At 38.7% G+C, this 15,337-nt stretch carries 15 protein-coding genes, 2 tRNA genes, 1 riboswitch and 1 other annotated feature; of the genes, 6 read left to right on the top strand and 11 right to left on the bottom strand.

Translation table 11 applies throughout. From position 1 onward, the window contains the following. Positions 1–278 precede the first annotated feature (278 nt). Entirely contained in the window at positions 279–1,727 is a 1,449-nt protein-coding gene (aldA, locus tag GS400_RS00145; RefSeq protein WP_160098091.1) for an aldehyde dehydrogenase, read from the bottom strand. Between the two features lie 167 nt (positions 1,728–1,894). Continuing rightward, positions 1,895–1,939, top strand: a riboswitch (PreQ1 riboswitch). Positions 1,940–2,010: 71 nt separating this feature from the next. Between aldA and queF the strand changes: the two genes are divergently transcribed. Further along, positions 2,011–2,508, top strand: coding sequence for a preQ(1) synthase (gene queF / locus GS400_RS00140; RefSeq protein WP_160098089.1), 498 nt, complete (start codon positions 2,011–2,013; stop codon positions 2,506–2,508). Between the two features lie 48 nt (positions 2,509–2,556). Continuing rightward, positions 2,557–3,195 carry a queuosine precursor transporter gene (locus tag GS400_RS00135; RefSeq protein ID WP_160098087.1) on the top strand — a complete coding sequence of 213 codons (639 nt, stop codon included), beginning with the start codon at positions 2,557–2,559 and terminating at the stop codon, positions 3,193–3,195. A gap of 43 nt (positions 3,196–3,238) precedes the next feature. Here the strand turns inward: GS400_RS00135 and GS400_RS00130 are convergent, their stop codons facing one another. Together GS400_RS00130 and GS400_RS00125 are read right to left on the bottom strand one after the other, a co-directional pair. Continuing rightward, on the bottom strand, positions 3,239–4,951 hold the full coding sequence (locus GS400_RS00130; protein WP_160098085.1) for a GMC family oxidoreductase: 1,713 nt from the start codon (positions 4,949–4,951) through the stop codon (positions 3,239–3,241). A gap of 17 nt (positions 4,952–4,968) precedes the next feature. After that, the gene (locus tag GS400_RS00125; protein WP_160098083.1) at positions 4,969–5,715 is read right to left on the bottom strand and encodes a gluconate 2-dehydrogenase subunit 3 family protein; all 747 of its coding nucleotides are present in this window, start codon (positions 5,713–5,715) and stop codon (positions 4,969–4,971) included. A 191-nt stretch (positions 5,716–5,906) separates the two neighbouring features. Here GS400_RS00125 and GS400_RS00120 point away from each other — a divergent pair, with 191 nt between their 5' ends. Continuing rightward, positions 5,907–6,503: a hypothetical protein gene (locus tag GS400_RS00120; protein ID WP_160098081.1), complete on the top strand. Its 597-nt coding sequence runs from the start codon at positions 5,907–5,909 to the stop codon at positions 6,501–6,503. Positions 6,504–6,588: 85 nt separating this feature from the next. Here GS400_RS00120 and GS400_RS00115 read toward each other — a convergent pair whose 3' ends face one another. From GS400_RS00115 to GS400_RS00105, 3 genes are all read right to left on the bottom strand, one after another. Beyond that, on the bottom strand, positions 6,589–8,241 hold the full coding sequence (locus GS400_RS00115; RefSeq protein WP_160098079.1) for a methyl-accepting chemotaxis protein: 1,653 nt from the start codon (positions 8,239–8,241) through the stop codon (positions 6,589–6,591). 3 nt (positions 8,242–8,244) lie between these two features. After that, positions 8,245–9,195 carry a BMP family lipoprotein gene (locus GS400_RS00110; RefSeq protein ID WP_160098077.1) on the bottom strand — a complete coding sequence of 317 codons (951 nt, stop codon included), beginning with the start codon at positions 9,193–9,195 and terminating at the stop codon, positions 8,245–8,247. 132 nt (positions 9,196–9,327) lie between these two features. Continuing rightward, positions 9,328–9,400, bottom strand: a tRNA-Arg gene (locus GS400_RS00105). 226 nt (positions 9,401–9,626) lie between these two features. On the opposite strand from GS400_RS00105, the gene GS400_RS00100 reads away from it, so the two are divergent. Then, positions 9,627–10,268 carry a deoxynucleoside kinase gene (locus tag GS400_RS00100; protein ID WP_160098075.1) on the top strand — a complete coding sequence of 214 codons (642 nt, stop codon included), beginning with the start codon at positions 9,627–9,629 and terminating at the stop codon, positions 10,266–10,268. Further along, a complete protein-coding gene (locus GS400_RS00095) occupies positions 10,265–10,945 on the top strand; it encodes a deoxynucleoside kinase (protein WP_160098073.1) in 681 nt (226 codons plus the stop codon). Before GS400_RS00100 ends, GS400_RS00095 begins: the two co-directional genes overlap by 4 nt. 27 nt (positions 10,946–10,972) lie before the next feature. Here the strand turns inward: GS400_RS00095 and GS400_RS00090 are convergent, their stop codons facing one another. Beyond that, entirely contained in the window at positions 10,973–11,170 is a 198-nt protein-coding gene (locus GS400_RS00090) for a hypothetical protein (RefSeq protein ID WP_160098071.1), read from the bottom strand. Positions 11,171–11,326: 156 nt separating this feature from the next. Continuing rightward, positions 11,327–11,419 (bottom strand) — tRNA-Ser (locus GS400_RS00085). A gap of 158 nt (positions 11,420–11,577) precedes the next feature. On the opposite strand from GS400_RS00085, the gene GS400_RS00080 reads away from it, so the two are divergent. Continuing rightward, the gene (locus GS400_RS00080; protein ID WP_160098069.1) at positions 11,578–12,192 is read left to right on the top strand and encodes a hypothetical protein; all 615 of its coding nucleotides are present in this window, start codon (positions 11,578–11,580) and stop codon (positions 12,190–12,192) included. A gap of 51 nt (positions 12,193–12,243) precedes the next feature. Here the strand turns inward: GS400_RS00080 and GS400_RS00075 are convergent, their stop codons facing one another. The 3 genes from GS400_RS00075 to pdxT form a co-directional block, all read right to left on the bottom strand. Beyond that, complete coding sequence (locus GS400_RS00075) at positions 12,244–12,618, bottom strand: VOC family protein (protein WP_160098067.1); 375 nt, start codon at positions 12,616–12,618, stop codon at positions 12,244–12,246. A 181-nt stretch (positions 12,619–12,799) separates the two neighbouring features. Beyond that, positions 12,800–14,074 carry a serine--tRNA ligase gene (serS, locus tag GS400_RS00070; protein ID WP_160098065.1) on the bottom strand — a complete coding sequence of 425 codons (1,275 nt, stop codon included), beginning with the start codon at positions 14,072–14,074 and terminating at the stop codon, positions 12,800–12,802. Positions 14,075–14,466: 392 nt separating this feature from the next. Beyond that, positions 14,467–14,694: a binding site (T-box leader), on the bottom strand. A gap of 40 nt (positions 14,695–14,734) precedes the next feature. Next, on the bottom strand, positions 14,735–15,325 hold the full coding sequence (pdxT, locus tag GS400_RS00065) for a pyridoxal 5'-phosphate synthase glutaminase subunit PdxT (protein ID WP_160098063.1): 591 nt from the start codon (positions 15,323–15,325) through the stop codon (positions 14,735–14,737). Positions 15,326–15,337: the final 12 nt, after the last annotated feature.

Raw genomic sequence — 15,337 nt, 5'->3', positions numbered from 1 at the left:
TAACGCAAAATTTTTTAGCATCCATACAAACCTATGCACAATGCTAAACACTTATTAAAATTTTTAAAAAATTTAGTGAATTACTATCTATTTTAGAGGATTTATTATGTTTTTTAAAGTGAAAAGATATTATTAAATAGGAAAAAGTTAGAATTCACACTATAAAATATGAATTGGCATTTTCTTCTCTATGATTAGTCTCCTAGTATCATCGATTATTTCATATAGTTTGTTCACAGAATAAAAAAAGAGCCCCGATAACCAGAGCTCTATTCTTATTATTTCTTATTCGTATTGTAATCCATATACACAACTTGGGTTACTAGAAAATCTTCCATTCCGTGCTTGCCATCAGCACCGCCAAGTCCTGATTTACGCATACCCTGGTGATAACCTTGTACCGCTTCAAAGTTTTCACGGTTTACGTATGTTTCACCAAATTTCAGTTCATTTACGACACGCATGGCCTCACTAAGATCTTGTGTATAGACACTAGATGAGAGTCCATAATCTGTGTCATTTCCCAGTTCAATTGCTTCATCAATCGTTGAGAAGGTCATTACAGGGATAACGGGACCGAAAATCTCCTCTTGAATAATCTCCATATCTTGCTTCACATTTGTTAGAATCGTTGGCTCATAGAAGAAACCACTAGTATTTTCTTTACGCTTTCCACCTGTAATGAGGTTTGCACCCTCCTTAAGTGCATTTTGCACCATCTCATCAACCTCTTGCAGACGGTCTTCACTGATAAGCGGTCCTACATCAGCCTGTTGGTTTTTCAGTGGGGCATCAATTGATTGATTCTGGAACTCCTCTTTCAATCGATTTACAAACTGATCCTTTAGTGATTCATGCACATAGACACGCTCTGCATTCGTACATGCTTGTCCATTATTGGCTAAGCGTGAAATTTTTATATTCTCCACGGCTGTTTCAATATCTGCATTAGCCGTTACGATTGCTGGTGCCTTTCCTCCAAGCTCCAGGTTTACCTTTGTAATATTTTGGGCTGCTGCTTCCATTACTTTGGTTCCAGCTCCTACACTTCCCGTCATAGAGATCATATGCACGTTTTCGTGAGAGGCTAGTGCATGACCAATTGTGCCACCTGTACCTGTAATATAGTTGTACAGTCCTGAAGGAAGTTCCATCGAATCTATAATTTTAGTGAATTCTGCAGCTGTATTTGGAGTTTGTTGACTTGGTTTAAGAACAATGGAACAACCTGTAACAAGTGCTGTTGCTACTTTTCTAGCTAAAATAAATACAGGAAAGTTCCACGGTACAATGCCAGCAACGACTCCGATTGGCTTTTTATAGATTAAGATGTTTTCATTTGGTCGGTCGCTTGGCACAATTTCTCCTTCAATACGGCGGGCCCATTCCGACATATAACGGAAGTAGTCAATTGCTAAATCCACTTCACCGCTAGCTAACTCATAATCTTTGCCTTGTTCTTGTTGTAAAAGCTCTATAAAGGTATCTCGTTTCTCCTCAATTTTGTCACCCATATAGCGAACAGCCATCCCTCTTTTGATCGCAGGGGTCTGTTCCCATTCTTTTTGGGCTTTTAACGCAGCTTGTACGGCCTTTTCCACATCTTCCTCAGTTCCTTTAGGTGTATTCGATATAACTTCTTCTGTAGCAGGATTGATAACATCTATAGTTTCGTTTCCAGTAGATTCAACATATTGTCCATCAATATAAAGTTTATGTGTTTGCATTCCATTTCCCTCCTTCATGATGGTAAGGGTCCTTTCCTCGTGTTTAAGTTCACTAAACATTTGAACGTGCTAAGCGAGCACCGAGGTCTGTTGACAGGTATAGGAAGGGGGGATATAATAAAAACGCAAACAAATGGATACAATTTTAATCATAAATTCCGTTTAAATCGGGAGAGGTTCTAGCTCAACCCTCTATAAAAAACTAAGGGACGACACGTATGCCATCTCCTTAGGAATGGCTTTTTTTAATGCAATAATATAAACCAACAGAGGTGAAAACACCATGGCAGGAAGAAAAGATGAAGAACTAACCGATGTAACACTTCTTGGAAATCAGGGAACACCTTATAGCTTTGAATACAATCCTGAAATCCTTGAAAGTTTCGATAACCAGCACCCATACCGTGATTACTTTGTGAAATTTAACTGCCCTGAATTTACGACACTTTGTCCGAAAACAGGTCAACCTGATTTTGCAACGATCTATATCAGTTATATTCCAGATGAAAAAATGGTGGAAAGTAAATCCCTTAAGCTATACCTTTTCAGTTTCCGTAACCATGGAGATTTCCATGAGGATAGCGTAAACATCATAATGAACGACCTTATTGAATTGATGGATCCTCGCTATATAGAGGTATGGGGGAAATTCACACCACGAGGCGGTATTTCCATTGACCCGTATTGCAACTATGGTAAGCCAGACACGAAGTATGAAAAAATGGCTGAGCACCGTATGATGAACCACGATATGTATCCAGAAACGATTGATAATCGTTAAGAGGGTTTGCTAGAACAACCTCCTCCCCCGCAAAGGAGAGAGATCAATTTGTTAATGTATTTAAACGCATTGTTTGTTGGGTTGCTCATTTTATCCAATATTCTAGGCGTGAAGCTTTTTAGCGTAGGTGACTTTGTCCTACCTGCAGCAGTAATCGTATATGTTGTAACGTATTTAGTGACAGACGTTATTGGAGAAGTTTATGGAAAAGAAACAGCAAAGAAAACTGTAAAAGCTGGATTTTTAACACAGATTGTAGCTATGATTTTTATTATGATCGCCATTGCCCTTCCAGCCGCTCCGGATGCTACTTTTGATAAACAGGCTGAATTTGAAACAATCCTTGGTGGTAGTTTTCAAGTGATGCTAGCCAGTCTTATCTCTTATCTTGTCAGTCAAAATACGGATGTTTGGATATTTCATAAATTGAAAGCTAAGCATGGTAACAATAAATTATGGTTGCGTAACAACTTATCCACGATGACCAGTCAGTTGTTAGATACTACTGTATTTATCACGATTGCTTTCTTTGGTCTCCCATGGAGCTTGATCCTTGGAATGATTGGAACGCAGTACGCATTTAAGTTCCTTGTAGCTGTAGTAGATACACCAATTGCTTACCTGCTTGTAAAAATAGCCAAGAAAGAAAAGCATTCAACTTCAACAGGTGCAGAAGTTATTTCTTAATAAAGACAAAGAAGGGATCTACAATCAATGTAGGTCCCTTTTTTCACACTAATAATCCTCCGTTTTTCCGGTACTTCTTGATCCCTTCAGCTGCTCTATATGCTAAAGCTCCCACAGTGTCAGTCGGATTCACTCCACCGTTGTGTGGAAAAGCGCTGGCTCCCACAACAAATAGATTATCTGCATCCCAGTGCTGTAAATAACTATTCACTGCAGAAGTATTAGGATCCTCTCCCATAATAGCTCCACCTGTATTATGTGTTGTCTGGTATGGCACAATGCTATAATCCGTAAGCTCTGGATGAGGAACGGTTTTGGATGCTCCCATCTTCTCTGATATTTCAGCTGTCTTTTTTGTTAAATATTTATGAAGCTTTTTATCTTGATCCGTAAAATTGTACGTCATCCTTAGAAGAGGCAAGCCGTATGCATCCTTATAAGTGGGATCAAGGTCAAGATAGTTGTCTCGATGAGGAAGTGATGCACCTTGTGAGCCTAAAGATAAGGTTCGTGTGTAATACTTTATCGAATTCCTTTTAAATTCTTTCCCCCATCTTGGTGTATCTGGTGGAGTTGGATTGTTCGCGATCGGTCGTTTCCCTGTTTGAGTAATTGAAATGACACCACCGTGGATAAAATCAAGGTCTGAGTGATCAAAGTTATCACCGTAAAAATCGTTTATCGATGTACCTAATGCTCCTGCCCCCATAAAGGAATTGAACTGCTCTTCATCGTAAAACCCCGTAGCACCTGGTAGAATTTGATAACAATAGCTTCGTCCAACGACACCTCGTCCTGTATTCGGATTATATTGCTCTCCGATATTAGACATTAGCAAGAACTTCACATTGTTCATCACGTAAGATGTTAGGGCCACAACTTCAGCAGGCTGTATAAATTCTTCACCACTATAAACATCTATATATTTTACACCCGTAGCCTTCTCTCCATCATAAAGAACCTCGGTTACATTAGAATGATAGCGTATCTCGTAGTTACCGGTTTTCTTTGCAGCTGGAATAACCGATACAACAGGATCAGATTTGGCCCCATACTCACACCCAAATCGCTCACAAAAAGCGCAATACTGACAAGCATTAATTTGTTGATCATATTGGTTTCGATAAGTTTCTGATAGATTCGCAGACGGGATTCGATACGGTTTGTAACCTAATTCTTTCGTCGCCTTTGTAAACTTTTCTAAAATCGGTGTACTTTTCATTGGAGGAGTCGGATAAGGATTACTGCGTTTTCCCGCCATAGGGTTTTCCTCGCCAGAAATACCACAAGCCTTTTCAAACTGATCATAGTAAGGCTCCATCTCATCGTAGGTAATGCCCCAATCCTGCACGAGATAACCTTTTTTTATTTTTCCTTTTCCATATTTCTCTTCGGTCCTAGATTTAATTTCAAAATCATATGGAAAGAAGCGGTACGTTTGTCCGTTCCAGTGGACACCTGCTCCCCCTAGATTCTCTCCTAAAAGAAAAGAACCTAATTGTCTCATAGGCAGAGCCAGTTGACCACGGTTGTTTCGAAATGTAATGGTTTCCTTGGATACATCTTGCATGAGTTCATACCTCAATGCATATCGAAGTTCATCATGCCCATGTAAATAATCTGCTGTTGTACGTTCCTTTCCACGTTCAAGACCAACCACTTTCATTCCATTCCTAGCTAATTCAGCTGCTAAAATTCCACCTGTCCAACCAACGCCCACTGTTACAACGTCAACTTTTGGTAATGTTTTCGGCAATACAGCATCCTCCTATCTTACTTATTCAACATATTGTGTAAACTTTGTGGTTCCATTTCTATGAATTGATCGCTCTGAATCTGACGGATATAAGCCATTTGAGCTCCCGGGAAATCTTTCATTTTCCAGCCCTCCATGTTTCGGTTTCCACCATACATGGGATCTGCATATACCCCTTCAATAGTGGCTGCACGCATGAGCTCAAAAAACTCTGCTGAACTTGTACCTGACATGTTCACTTTATTCTGAGCAAATGCTGACAGAATGTTGTCTTGTTGTTCCGCTTCTAACTCTTGAAAACTCTTTTGATATTCCTTTTGACTTATGACTTTTATTTTTTGAATACCTTGCCTAAAGATCTCGCCACGATTTAAGCGAGATTGATACCCTTGTGTCGGTTGACCTTTATAAAATGGACCCTGCATGTATTCTTTTGTGTTATTTCCCCACGGACCAGCTAATTGATGATCAATATAGAAAGGAACCCCTAATCGAATCGCACCAGGGCCGTTTTCATCATCAGGAAAAATTCGCTCACAGCATGCAGCAAGAACACGAAAGTCATCACGATTTGTGAAAAACATAAACGCATCGTTAAAATGATCACTCGATAAATTCGGATCAGAAGGTTTTGTTTTCGGATCCTCTTCCATGACTTGTTTCGTTATTAAACTAGCAATTAATCCTCCACCTACTAATCCACCTGCAGCATAGCCACTTTTACGCAAAAACTCTCTACGACTATATTTCTCTTCACCTGCCATATATAGCCCTCCTCGGCAGTATAGATAGCATCCATTATTTCTTTTTTCATAGATTTTATACATGCTAAGAATTTTTAAAATTTAAGATTAGGATTTTCTTTCTTGTGCATTTTCATTATAATGAGTAAAAATGGTTAAATTTTCTAAAATGTTGAATATAGAGAGCAGAAAATTTCAGGGGGATTAATTCGATGCAAAAAATGATAGGGTACGATACAAAGCCATTAAAAATTAGCTTTATTGTGATCAGTTTTATTAGTAGTTTTTTTATGCCATTCGTATTTGTAATTTTACTCCATGACGTTTTTCACTTTTCTAAGAGTCATTGGTTCTTCCGAGCACCTTTTTCTGCTTATATATTAGGGTTTAGTGGATTGTTTTTATTAAGTATGTTTCTGACACTTGATGAAATGATTCGTTCTAAACGCGAGGATATCGGAAAACAAACAGGACCGTGGCTTATCTTATTATCCTTTATAATCTCAGTTGTTTGTTATGTTTACGCTGCTAACAATTATTATTTCTTTGATGATAAAGGACTTCACTATAATAAAACATTCGAACTCAGTCAGAGAGATCTCAATTGGGATGACTTTTCAAAAGTTGAACAGATTGTTACTAGGGAAAATAACATGGAGGTTTATAAAGAACATATCTTTATAACCAAAAGTGGAGAAGAGTTTGTGATCCCTTATGAACCGGAGTTCCGGGATTATCGCAGTAAAATACTCTACTTAGTCGAACGTACGAATACACCTATTGTAGAGCGTTTTGTTGAGAGTAAATAATATAAAAACTGGACAGGTACGGACCTGCAATTAAGATCCTTATCTGTCCAGTTTTCTTTTTGAAACGTGTTTCGTTACTGAATTTTTAAACCTTAAATTTCTTCAACTGATCATCGAGATTCGTAATCAATTCACGTAAGCTTTGCACTTTATCTTGAACAGTCTCAAATGAACGTTGCTGTTGTTCAGTGGATGCATGAATTTCTTCTGTGCTTGCAGCGGTTTCTTCAGTCACAGCACTAATATTTTGTTGGGCAGCTGATATTTGTGCAGCTATAGAGTTAGACTTTTCAACACCTTCAGCAAGGGTCTCTAACTCTTCATGAATAACAGATACCTGTTTATCAATATGAGAAAATGCACCTTCTGTATGCTCCATCGATTGCTGTTGATCTTGAGACAATTTCATAGAACGTTCAGTTACCTCTTGGATGTTGATTACTCCATTTTGGATATGCTGAACCATTTCAAAAATTTGTTTTGTAGCCTTCGTCGATTCATCTGCTAGTTTACGAACTTCCTCTGCTACTACCGCGAAACCTTTACCATGTTCACCTGCTCGAGCTGCTTCGATAGCTGCGTTAAGGGCTAGTAAATTCGTCTGTTCTGCGATTTCATTTACGAGTTGAACAGTATTTTCTATCTCATCAGTGTACTGAACAAATGATTGAACAGAATCCTCTACTTGTTTCATAGATTGAACACTTTCATCTACGATTTGGCGTTGGTTAGATAAGGATTCTTGACCTTGATTAACAGACTGTAACGCATCACGACTTTGTGTTCTAGATTGCTTTGTCGCCTCCACATTAGCTTCGAAATCGCTTGCCATGTTATCGATTAATGAACTAGATTCTTGAATATCAGAGGAGATGGATTGACTCCCTTGAGCCAGTTCTTCTGTAGATGAAGCGACTTGTTTGGACCCTTCCGTTAACATATTCACTTCTCTAGTTAGGTCTTCACTGAATTCATTGACTTCACGGTTCATCGTTTCAATCGACTTAATCGTATCTGTTAAACTCGTCATCATATATTGAAAGGCTGACTCTAATTGACCAATCTCATCTTTTCGAGTTTTGGTCTCTTGTATTTCAACAGTAAGATCTCCCTCAGCAACTCGATTAGCTTTTTCGGCTAACTTCTGAATAGGTGTTGCTGTTTTTCTAGTTAAGATACCTGATGCAATAACGGATAAAACAATGAGTACAGCACTTGCTATGACTGTAAACCATATGAGTTGCTCAATATCCGCTTTTCGTTGTGCTATCTCTTTTTCATACCATTGATTTGCAGAACGGTTTAACATGAACACATCATTTAAAATCCCACCTGTTCGAGCAGCCTGACGTTTAACTTCATTAACATCATTTGACTGTAAAGCTTCTTGAGCTGTGGATGATAGCTTTTCATACTTAGTACTTATGCGTTCAAACCAGTGCATTTGATCATCCGTTTTCAATTGACCTTTTAAATCATTGAGGTCAGTTTGGATTTTTTGTACAGCTGATAGTGCTGCTATCTTGTTCCCTTCAGAAGCATTTGAAGAATAATGATTTAATGATTGTTCAGCTGATATAATGTCTCCATTTAACGTTTCTGCTGTTAGCAAAAGCTCTACTTCATTGCTTGAGGATCTCTGTAAATCCACCATTTGCGAAATGATAAAGCCAATGAGAAGTAGACTAATAACTAATGGAATGGATGAAAATAAAATAATTCGCTTTCCAATCGACATGTTCTACTCCCCCTTTCCCTTTGCTTTATCTAAAATAGCTTGTTCATCGCTTGTTAATTGAATAATACGTATTGGAGCGAGTCCTACTCCACCTTGTTCTAAACCAAGCTCAATATGCTCTCCAGTAAATTCTTGATTACTCTTTAACCGTTTCGCCATATCATATAAAGCAATATCCACTCGTTTAAGCATGGATGTTACGATTGCATCTTCAGCTAAATAATACTGATCACTATCCACACCAAAAGCATATTTGCCTTGTGCTTGAGTTTCTTTTAATGCACCAATCCCCGAAAAACCTGCTGCAGGGAAAACAAAATCTGCGCCTTCCTCAATTTGTTTCCGAGCTACTTCAGCACCTTTTTCATCATCTTCAAATGTGTTTGTGTAATTCACTAATACTTCTGCATCCGGATTGGCTTGCTTCACACCTTCTCGAAAACCCTTTTCAAAGTTTTGTACTACAGGAATATCTTCTCCACCGATAAACCCGACGGTATTACTCTCCGTTCGCATTCCAGCAATTAAACCTATAAGCTTACTACCTTCATCTTCTTTGAATGTAATGGATGTTATATTGTCATAATCTGAAACGGAATCGATTAATACAAACTCTTGCTCTGGATACTTTTCAGCTAAAGCTTCCATAGCAGCTTGTGAACGGAAACTTAACCCAATAATGAGATCATGGCCTTCCTGAATCAATTCTGCCATATGCTTTTCATGTTCACCTTCAAGCGGCTCACGATAATCAAATAGAATACCTTCTTCATCGCGTGCACGTTCTAGCCCCTTAAATGCTGAATCACTAAAGGACTCATCCCCTAATCCACTTTGTGTCACAACCAGACCGATACTCTTTTGCTCTGAAGATGCTTTCGCTTCTTCTTTCGTGCCACATGCACTCAAAATGAAAGCAAAGCATGCCAAAACAACTAAAAGACTTTTCTTCAAGTGAAACTCTCCTTAATATGTAATGTAATTGTCTTAAGATGTCAGACATCATATGTATCGGATGGTTACGTTTAATGTTGTATAAGAGATATAGAAAAAATAAAAACTCTTGCCTCAGCAAGAGTTTTTAAACGGCCCCGGCAGGATTCGAACCTGCGACGCATGGTTTAGGAAACCAACGCTCTATCCCCTGAGCTACGGGGCCATAATGTAATTGTAATGTGCACTTTATTATAAATAATCTTTTTCAATTTGCAAAGCTTGCTGCACTGACGTCGATGATACCTGAATCTTCGCATAATTTTGTATTTTTTTATCTATGGAATGAATTTCAGTCATTTCACATGTTACTTCCAATCCAATGGTATGATAAAATATAATTTGTCTGTCAGAACGTATCGAATTTTGACTGTTGGTGAAGGAGGAGGAACATGGGACGCACACCCTTTATAGCAGTGGAAGGCCCCATCGGTGTTGGGAAAACATCTCTTGCCAAGAAGATTGCCTCCCAATTTGAATACACGCTATTAAAAGAAATTGTTGAGGAGAATCCGTTTTTAGGGAAGTTTTACGACGATATTGAAGAGTGGAGCTTTCAAACGGAAATGTTTTTCTTGTGTAATCGTTATAAGCAACTAGAAGACATCGAAAAGAAATATCTCGCTTGTAATAAACCGGTTGTATCGGATTACCATATTTCCAAAAACTTAATTTTTGCTGAAAGAACGTTGAAAGAAGAACAATATAATAAATATGTACAAATTTACGATATTCTAACACAAGACATGCCAAGGCCGAATATGATTGTCTATCTTCATGCAAGCCTGGACACATTGTTAGATCGTATCCGTATGCGAGGTCGCAAAGTCGAGCAAAATATACAGGCCAGTTACCTGGAACAGCTCTCTGCGGATTATGACCTGTTTATGGAGAAGTTTGAGAAAGAGAATCCAGATATTCCTGTCATTCGGTTTAATGGTGATGATTTAGACTTTATCAAGCATCAGGATGATTTGGATTACATGATTCAAACGATCGAAAATCATTTTGAAAAAGGGGAAGTTATACAATGAATCGAAGAAACGAATATGGCATCCCGCATGATTCGGTCATTACAATTGCCGGAACCGTTGGCGTAGGTAAGTCAACGATGACAAATGCCTTAGCGAAAGCTCTTAACTTTAGAACTTCATTAGAGAAAGTGGATACGAATCCTTATTTAGATAAGTTTTATCATGACTTTGAACGTTGGAGCTTTCACTTGCAAGTGTACTTCTTAGCAGAACGATTCAAAGAACAAAAGAAAATCTTTGAATATGGCGGTGGCTTTATTCAAGATCGTTCTATCTACGAAGATACAGGGATCTTTGCCAAAATGCATTACGAGAAAGGCACAATGAATGAGGTGGATTATAACACGTACACAAACCTCTTTGATGCCATGGTTATGACACCTTACTTCCCTCATCCTGATCTATTAATTTATCTAGAAGGATCGTTTGATGATGTGGTCGGTCGAATCCAAGAACGTGGACGCCCAATGGAGCAACAAACACCTGTTGAATACTGGGAAGAAATGTTCAATCGCTATGAAAACTGGATCGACAACTTCAATTCATGTCCAGTTCTTCGTCTAAATATTGCTGATTATGATGTTGTAAATGACCCAACTTCAATAGAACCAATCCTTGAGAAAATTGGTCACTTCATTCAACAATCAAGAAAATGGAGATCACGTCAATTAACATAAAAGCTTAGGGCTATGCCCTAAGCTTTTTTAATCACCTCTAATGCCTTCTCCCATTTCATAATGTGGTCGTTCATCTGTGTCCTGTCCATACGCAGTTGGACGGTGTCTATCGTAATTTGTATTGATACGTTTTCGTCGTTTGATCTCTGAAAGAATACCAATGATGATCAATGGACTTAGTAACAATAATAGTGTAAACCACACGTTAAGATCACCTCCACCCATCTATATGTAGACCCCTATTGTTTCAAATATATGGTAACACTAAAAAACATTAAAAAAAACATCCCACTAAAAATGGGATGTTTCTTATATGCGTTATTAAAAAAATCAATCCAAAGAGGATGATTTCCAATCTCCAATTTTTACGCGCATAAAAAATGGCGGAGGAGGAGGGATTCGAACCCCCGCGGGGCGTTAACCCCCTGGCGGTTTTCAAGACCGCTCCCTTCAGCCGAACTTGGGTACTCCTCCGTGCGACAAATACTAATATATCATGGTCTCCTATGAGAGTCAATGTATTTTCTACATTTTTTTATCTTTTTTTATGTTTGGGGCTTTCTTCCTCTACAAAAATCGACAAGCATTCGATATGATATGGAAGAACCTACATAAGAAAAAGGAGAGATCCCATGAAGAAATGGTTATACCCTTTTGCAGCATGTATGTTGATTTTCATTCTAGCTAGCTGTCAGGAAAAACCTGAACAAGAAGCTGCAGCCACTGAAGAATCAGATCAACCTGTCCAAGAAGAAGACAAGGATGCTGCCCAAAATGATTCTAACGAAAATCAGGACAAGAATCAATCCCAAAATGAAAATGAACAAGAGAAAGAAAACAAAAATGAAGCAGATGAGCAAAAAACATCTTCTGAATCAGAAGAGAAGAATGCACCTAAAGAGTTAACAGCTCAACTATTGAAACAAGAGCTATCTCTTGGTATGCCAATGAAAGAAGTTACATCCCTGTTAGGTGAACCAAATCAAAAAGTCACTAGTGATAAAGACGGAAAAAACTTGTGGCGTTATGACAAGAAAACCGTTGATGGTTATAGCTACAATGCTCCTAGTAATCGTGACAGTCTGGATTATGAATCTTTTATCAATAAAGATGTTCAATTAATTGTTTTTGTTGGCGTTGAAAATAACAAAGTAAATAGCTACAGTATTTATTACTACGATGAACAAGGTGTTCCAAAAAACTATCGTAAAAATGATCAATTTGAAAAGACAGATACCATGCAATAAACATAAACAAATAGCCGATACCTTCTCATGAAGGTATCGGCTATTTAGATTTTACCCTTCACAAATCATAATGACATTTCCATTAGGATCTTTCACATTAAAGAATGAAACATCGTCAAATCGTATAATATCAGAGTCAATTTGATATCCAAGCTCTGTTACATAATTAAATGCATCATCTATATTTGTGGATTGTATGTTAAACAATGGATAAGGTGATGGGGTAAATTCCTTAGTCAATTCAGATGGCCCTGCATCTAGTGTCAGACACGTGTGATGATTTACATGTATATTGTGAACAGGGTCTGCTACTGTATCGAGTTTATAAGATAGTCCCAATAGATCACCATACCATTTCACAGCTTGTTTCAAGTCTCTCACATGAACAAATACTGTATTGATTTGATTATGAATTGGACTTTTCACATCAATCACCTCATTTCAATAATTTGGTGTTTTATTTCTTTCGTGATGAATAAGATGAATTCCTTCTTTATGAAAAAGCCACAGGAGCTATTCAGGACTCCTGTGGCTTTTCACATCTACTATATAAAGTTTTATATTTAAGCGTCAGTTTTGTTTGTTCTGCGTCACTCCCGACACTTAATTACTTAATAACTTCCTTACCACCCATATACGGACGTAGGACTTCAGGAATTACAACAGTGCCGTCTTCTTTCTGGTAATTTTCAAGAATTGCAGCTACTGTACGGCCGATTGCTAGGCCAGATCCATTAAGTGTGTGTACAAATTCTGGCTTTCCTTTTTGTTCGCGGCGGAAACGGATGCCTGCGCGGCGTGCCTGGAAATCTTCAAAGTTAGAGCAAGAAGAGATTTCACGGTACGTATCTTGGCTTGGGATCCAAACTTCAATGTCGTATTTTTTCGCAGCAGTGAAGCCAAGGTCTCCTGTACACATGCTCATCACACGGTATGGCAATTTAAGCAATTGCAATACTTTTTCTGCGTGGCCTGTTAACTGCTCAAGTACATCGTAAGATTCTTCAGGCTTTACAAAGTGTACAAGTTCAACTTTGTTAAATTGATGCTGACGAATTAACCCACGCGTGTCACGACCTGCAGACCCAGCTTCAGAACGGAAGCAACCACTAAAGGCTACATATTTCTTCGGCAGATCTTCGTCTGTTAAGATCTCTTCACGGTGATAGTTTGTAACAGGGACTTCAGCTGTAGGAGCAAGATAGTAATCCCATTCTTCAATCTTGAAAGCATCCTCTGCGAATTTAGGGAGCTGACCTGTTCCTGTCATGCTTGTGCTGTTAATCATGTATGGAGGGAGCATTTCTTCATAGCCGTGCTCATCAGCATGAATATCCATCATGAAACTCATTAAAGCACGCTCTAAGCGAGCACCTAAGTTTTTATAAAAGACGAAACGGCTTCCAGTAACTTTAGATGCACGTTCGAAGTCCAAAATACCTAACTGGTCAGCAATATCCCAATGGGGTTTTGCTTCAAACCCAAATTGAGGCACGTCTCCCCACTCACGATCAAGGACGTTGTCATCTTCATCTTCACCAACAGGAACACTCTCATGAGGAATGTTTGGAATAGAAAGCATCAATGTTTCGAGCTGTTCTTCTACCTCTTTTAATTCGGTATCAAGAGCTTTAACGCGCTCACCAACCTCACGCATTTCTGTAATGAGATGGTCAGCATCTTTTTTCTCTTTTTTCATAGCAGAGATTTGTTTAGATACTTCGTTACGTTTTGCCTTTAGTTCTTCTGTTTTACGAATAAGCTCACGACGACGCTCATCCAATTCACCGAACTTATCAAGATCAGATAAGTCTTCTCCTCGTTTTTGTAATTTCGCTTTCACTTCATCAAAATTAGCTCGTAAATACTTCATGTCTAACATAGTATATCCTCCTTTTTTTATAAAACAAAGAACAAAAGCGCAAGCGCCCGTTTAGCAACGAAGGGACTGGACTGAGCCCGTAGTGAGATTAACTAAACTTGCTGATTGGCAAGCCAATAGGCGCAGACAGAAGCTTAGTCGCTGTGGTACTTTAACCTAGAAATTTTAACTACGTCGAAACACTCCTTCGCTAAAATTTCATGTCATCAAATGTGCAAAAGGAAACACAAATTGTGAAGCAATTTGATGTTGACTTATCGAACGGAGGCAAGGGAAGTCCATTCGTTGCTGGGCGCTGGAGCTGGATGTGGCCACGCTTTAATAAATGAGTTATACACAAGCCACAAATTTTATAATTTCCTAAGCAAATAAAAAACTCCCGTCCCTAATTAAATAGGGACGAGAGTTGTATATTCCCGCGATGCCACCCTGGTTGAAGGTACAAAAAGCCCTTCCGGCTCACTTCAAGAGTAACGATGCGCTAGCACCGGATCGACCTACTATCGGTTTCAATCGATCAGCTCAAGGATGGATTCACAAGGCTCCTTCACCGATTCTCACCAACCATCGGCTCTCTTGAGAAAAAGACCATTGTTACTAGTTCCTATCATCACGTTTGCTTTTTAAGTTTGTTGTTTATTAAGATTAGCGAATTTTGGATTAACATGCAAGGGATTTTTTCGATTCTTCCACCATTTTAACAAAATGGGCTGTTAATCGATGATCATCCGTTAACTCTGGGTGGAAGGCACATGCCAAGTAGTGACCTTCTTGAGCTGCTACAATCTTATCCTGATATTGAGAAAGCACCGACGCACCCTCACCTACTTCAGCGATATAAGGAGCGCGTATAAATACCGCTTCAAAATCATCCGCTACACCTTGTATTTCAAGTTCAGCTTCAAAGCTTTCACGTTGACGACCGAATGCATTTCGTTCAACCTTCATATTCATTAAGCCTAAGTGAGAGGTGTCACGACCTTGTACATCTGCAGCTAATAAAATCAGTCCTGCACATGTTCCAAAGATCGGCTTCCCACTCTTTCCGAAAGCTTGAAGAGGCTCTAAAAAGTGATATTTATCGATCAGACGGCACATGGTTGTACTTTCGCCACCTGGAATAATTAAACCATCAATTTCATCAAGTTGTTCTATACGTTTCACAACGATGCCTTCAGCACCACTCTCTTCAACAGAGCGAATGTGCTCACGGACAGCACCTTGTAAACCTAATACACCAATTTTTGTCATGATGCATACTCC

It is taken from the genome of Pontibacillus sp. HMF3514 (genome assembly GCF_009858175.1).
Lineage (GTDB): Bacteria > Bacillota > Bacilli > Bacillales > BH030062 > Pontibacillus.
Note: the sequence above shows the minus strand (reverse complement) of the source record. Positions and strands in the feature narration are given on the sequence as shown.

What these genes read in the sequence shown, in the direction of transcription:
- pdxT (WP_160098063.1), bottom strand. Translation starts at nt 15,325, where the DNA reads ATGACAAAAATTGGTGTATTAGGTTTACAAGGTGCTGTCCGTGAGCAC.
- GS400_RS00090 (WP_160098071.1), bottom strand. Translation starts at nt 11,170, where the DNA reads ATGGGTGGAGGTGATCTTAACGTGTGGTTTACACTATTATTGTTACTA.
- queF (WP_160098089.1), top strand. Translation starts at nt 2,011, where the DNA reads ATGGCAGGAAGAAAAGATGAAGAACTAACCGATGTAACACTTCTTGGA.
- serS (WP_160098065.1), bottom strand. Translation starts at nt 14,074, where the DNA reads ATGTTAGACATGAAGTATTTACGAGCTAATTTTGATGAAGTGAAAGCG.
- GS400_RS00125 (WP_160098083.1), bottom strand. Translation starts at nt 5,715, where the DNA reads ATGGCAGGTGAAGAGAAATATAGTCGTAGAGAGTTTTTGCGTAAAAGT.
- GS400_RS00115 (WP_160098079.1), bottom strand. Translation starts at nt 8,241, where the DNA reads ATGTCGATTGGAAAGCGAATTATTTTATTTTCATCCATTCCATTAGTT.
- GS400_RS00095 (WP_160098073.1), top strand. Translation starts at nt 10,265, where the DNA reads ATGAATCGAAGAAACGAATATGGCATCCCGCATGATTCGGTCATTACA.
- GS400_RS00080 (WP_160098069.1), top strand. Translation starts at nt 11,578, where the DNA reads ATGAAGAAATGGTTATACCCTTTTGCAGCATGTATGTTGATTTTCATT.
- GS400_RS00100 (WP_160098075.1), top strand. Translation starts at nt 9,627, where the DNA reads ATGGGACGCACACCCTTTATAGCAGTGGAAGGCCCCATCGGTGTTGGG.
- GS400_RS00120 (WP_160098081.1), top strand. Translation starts at nt 5,907, where the DNA reads ATGCAAAAAATGATAGGGTACGATACAAAGCCATTAAAAATTAGCTTT.
- aldA (WP_160098091.1), bottom strand. Translation starts at nt 1,727, where the DNA reads ATGCAAACACATAAACTTTATATTGATGGACAATATGTTGAATCTACT.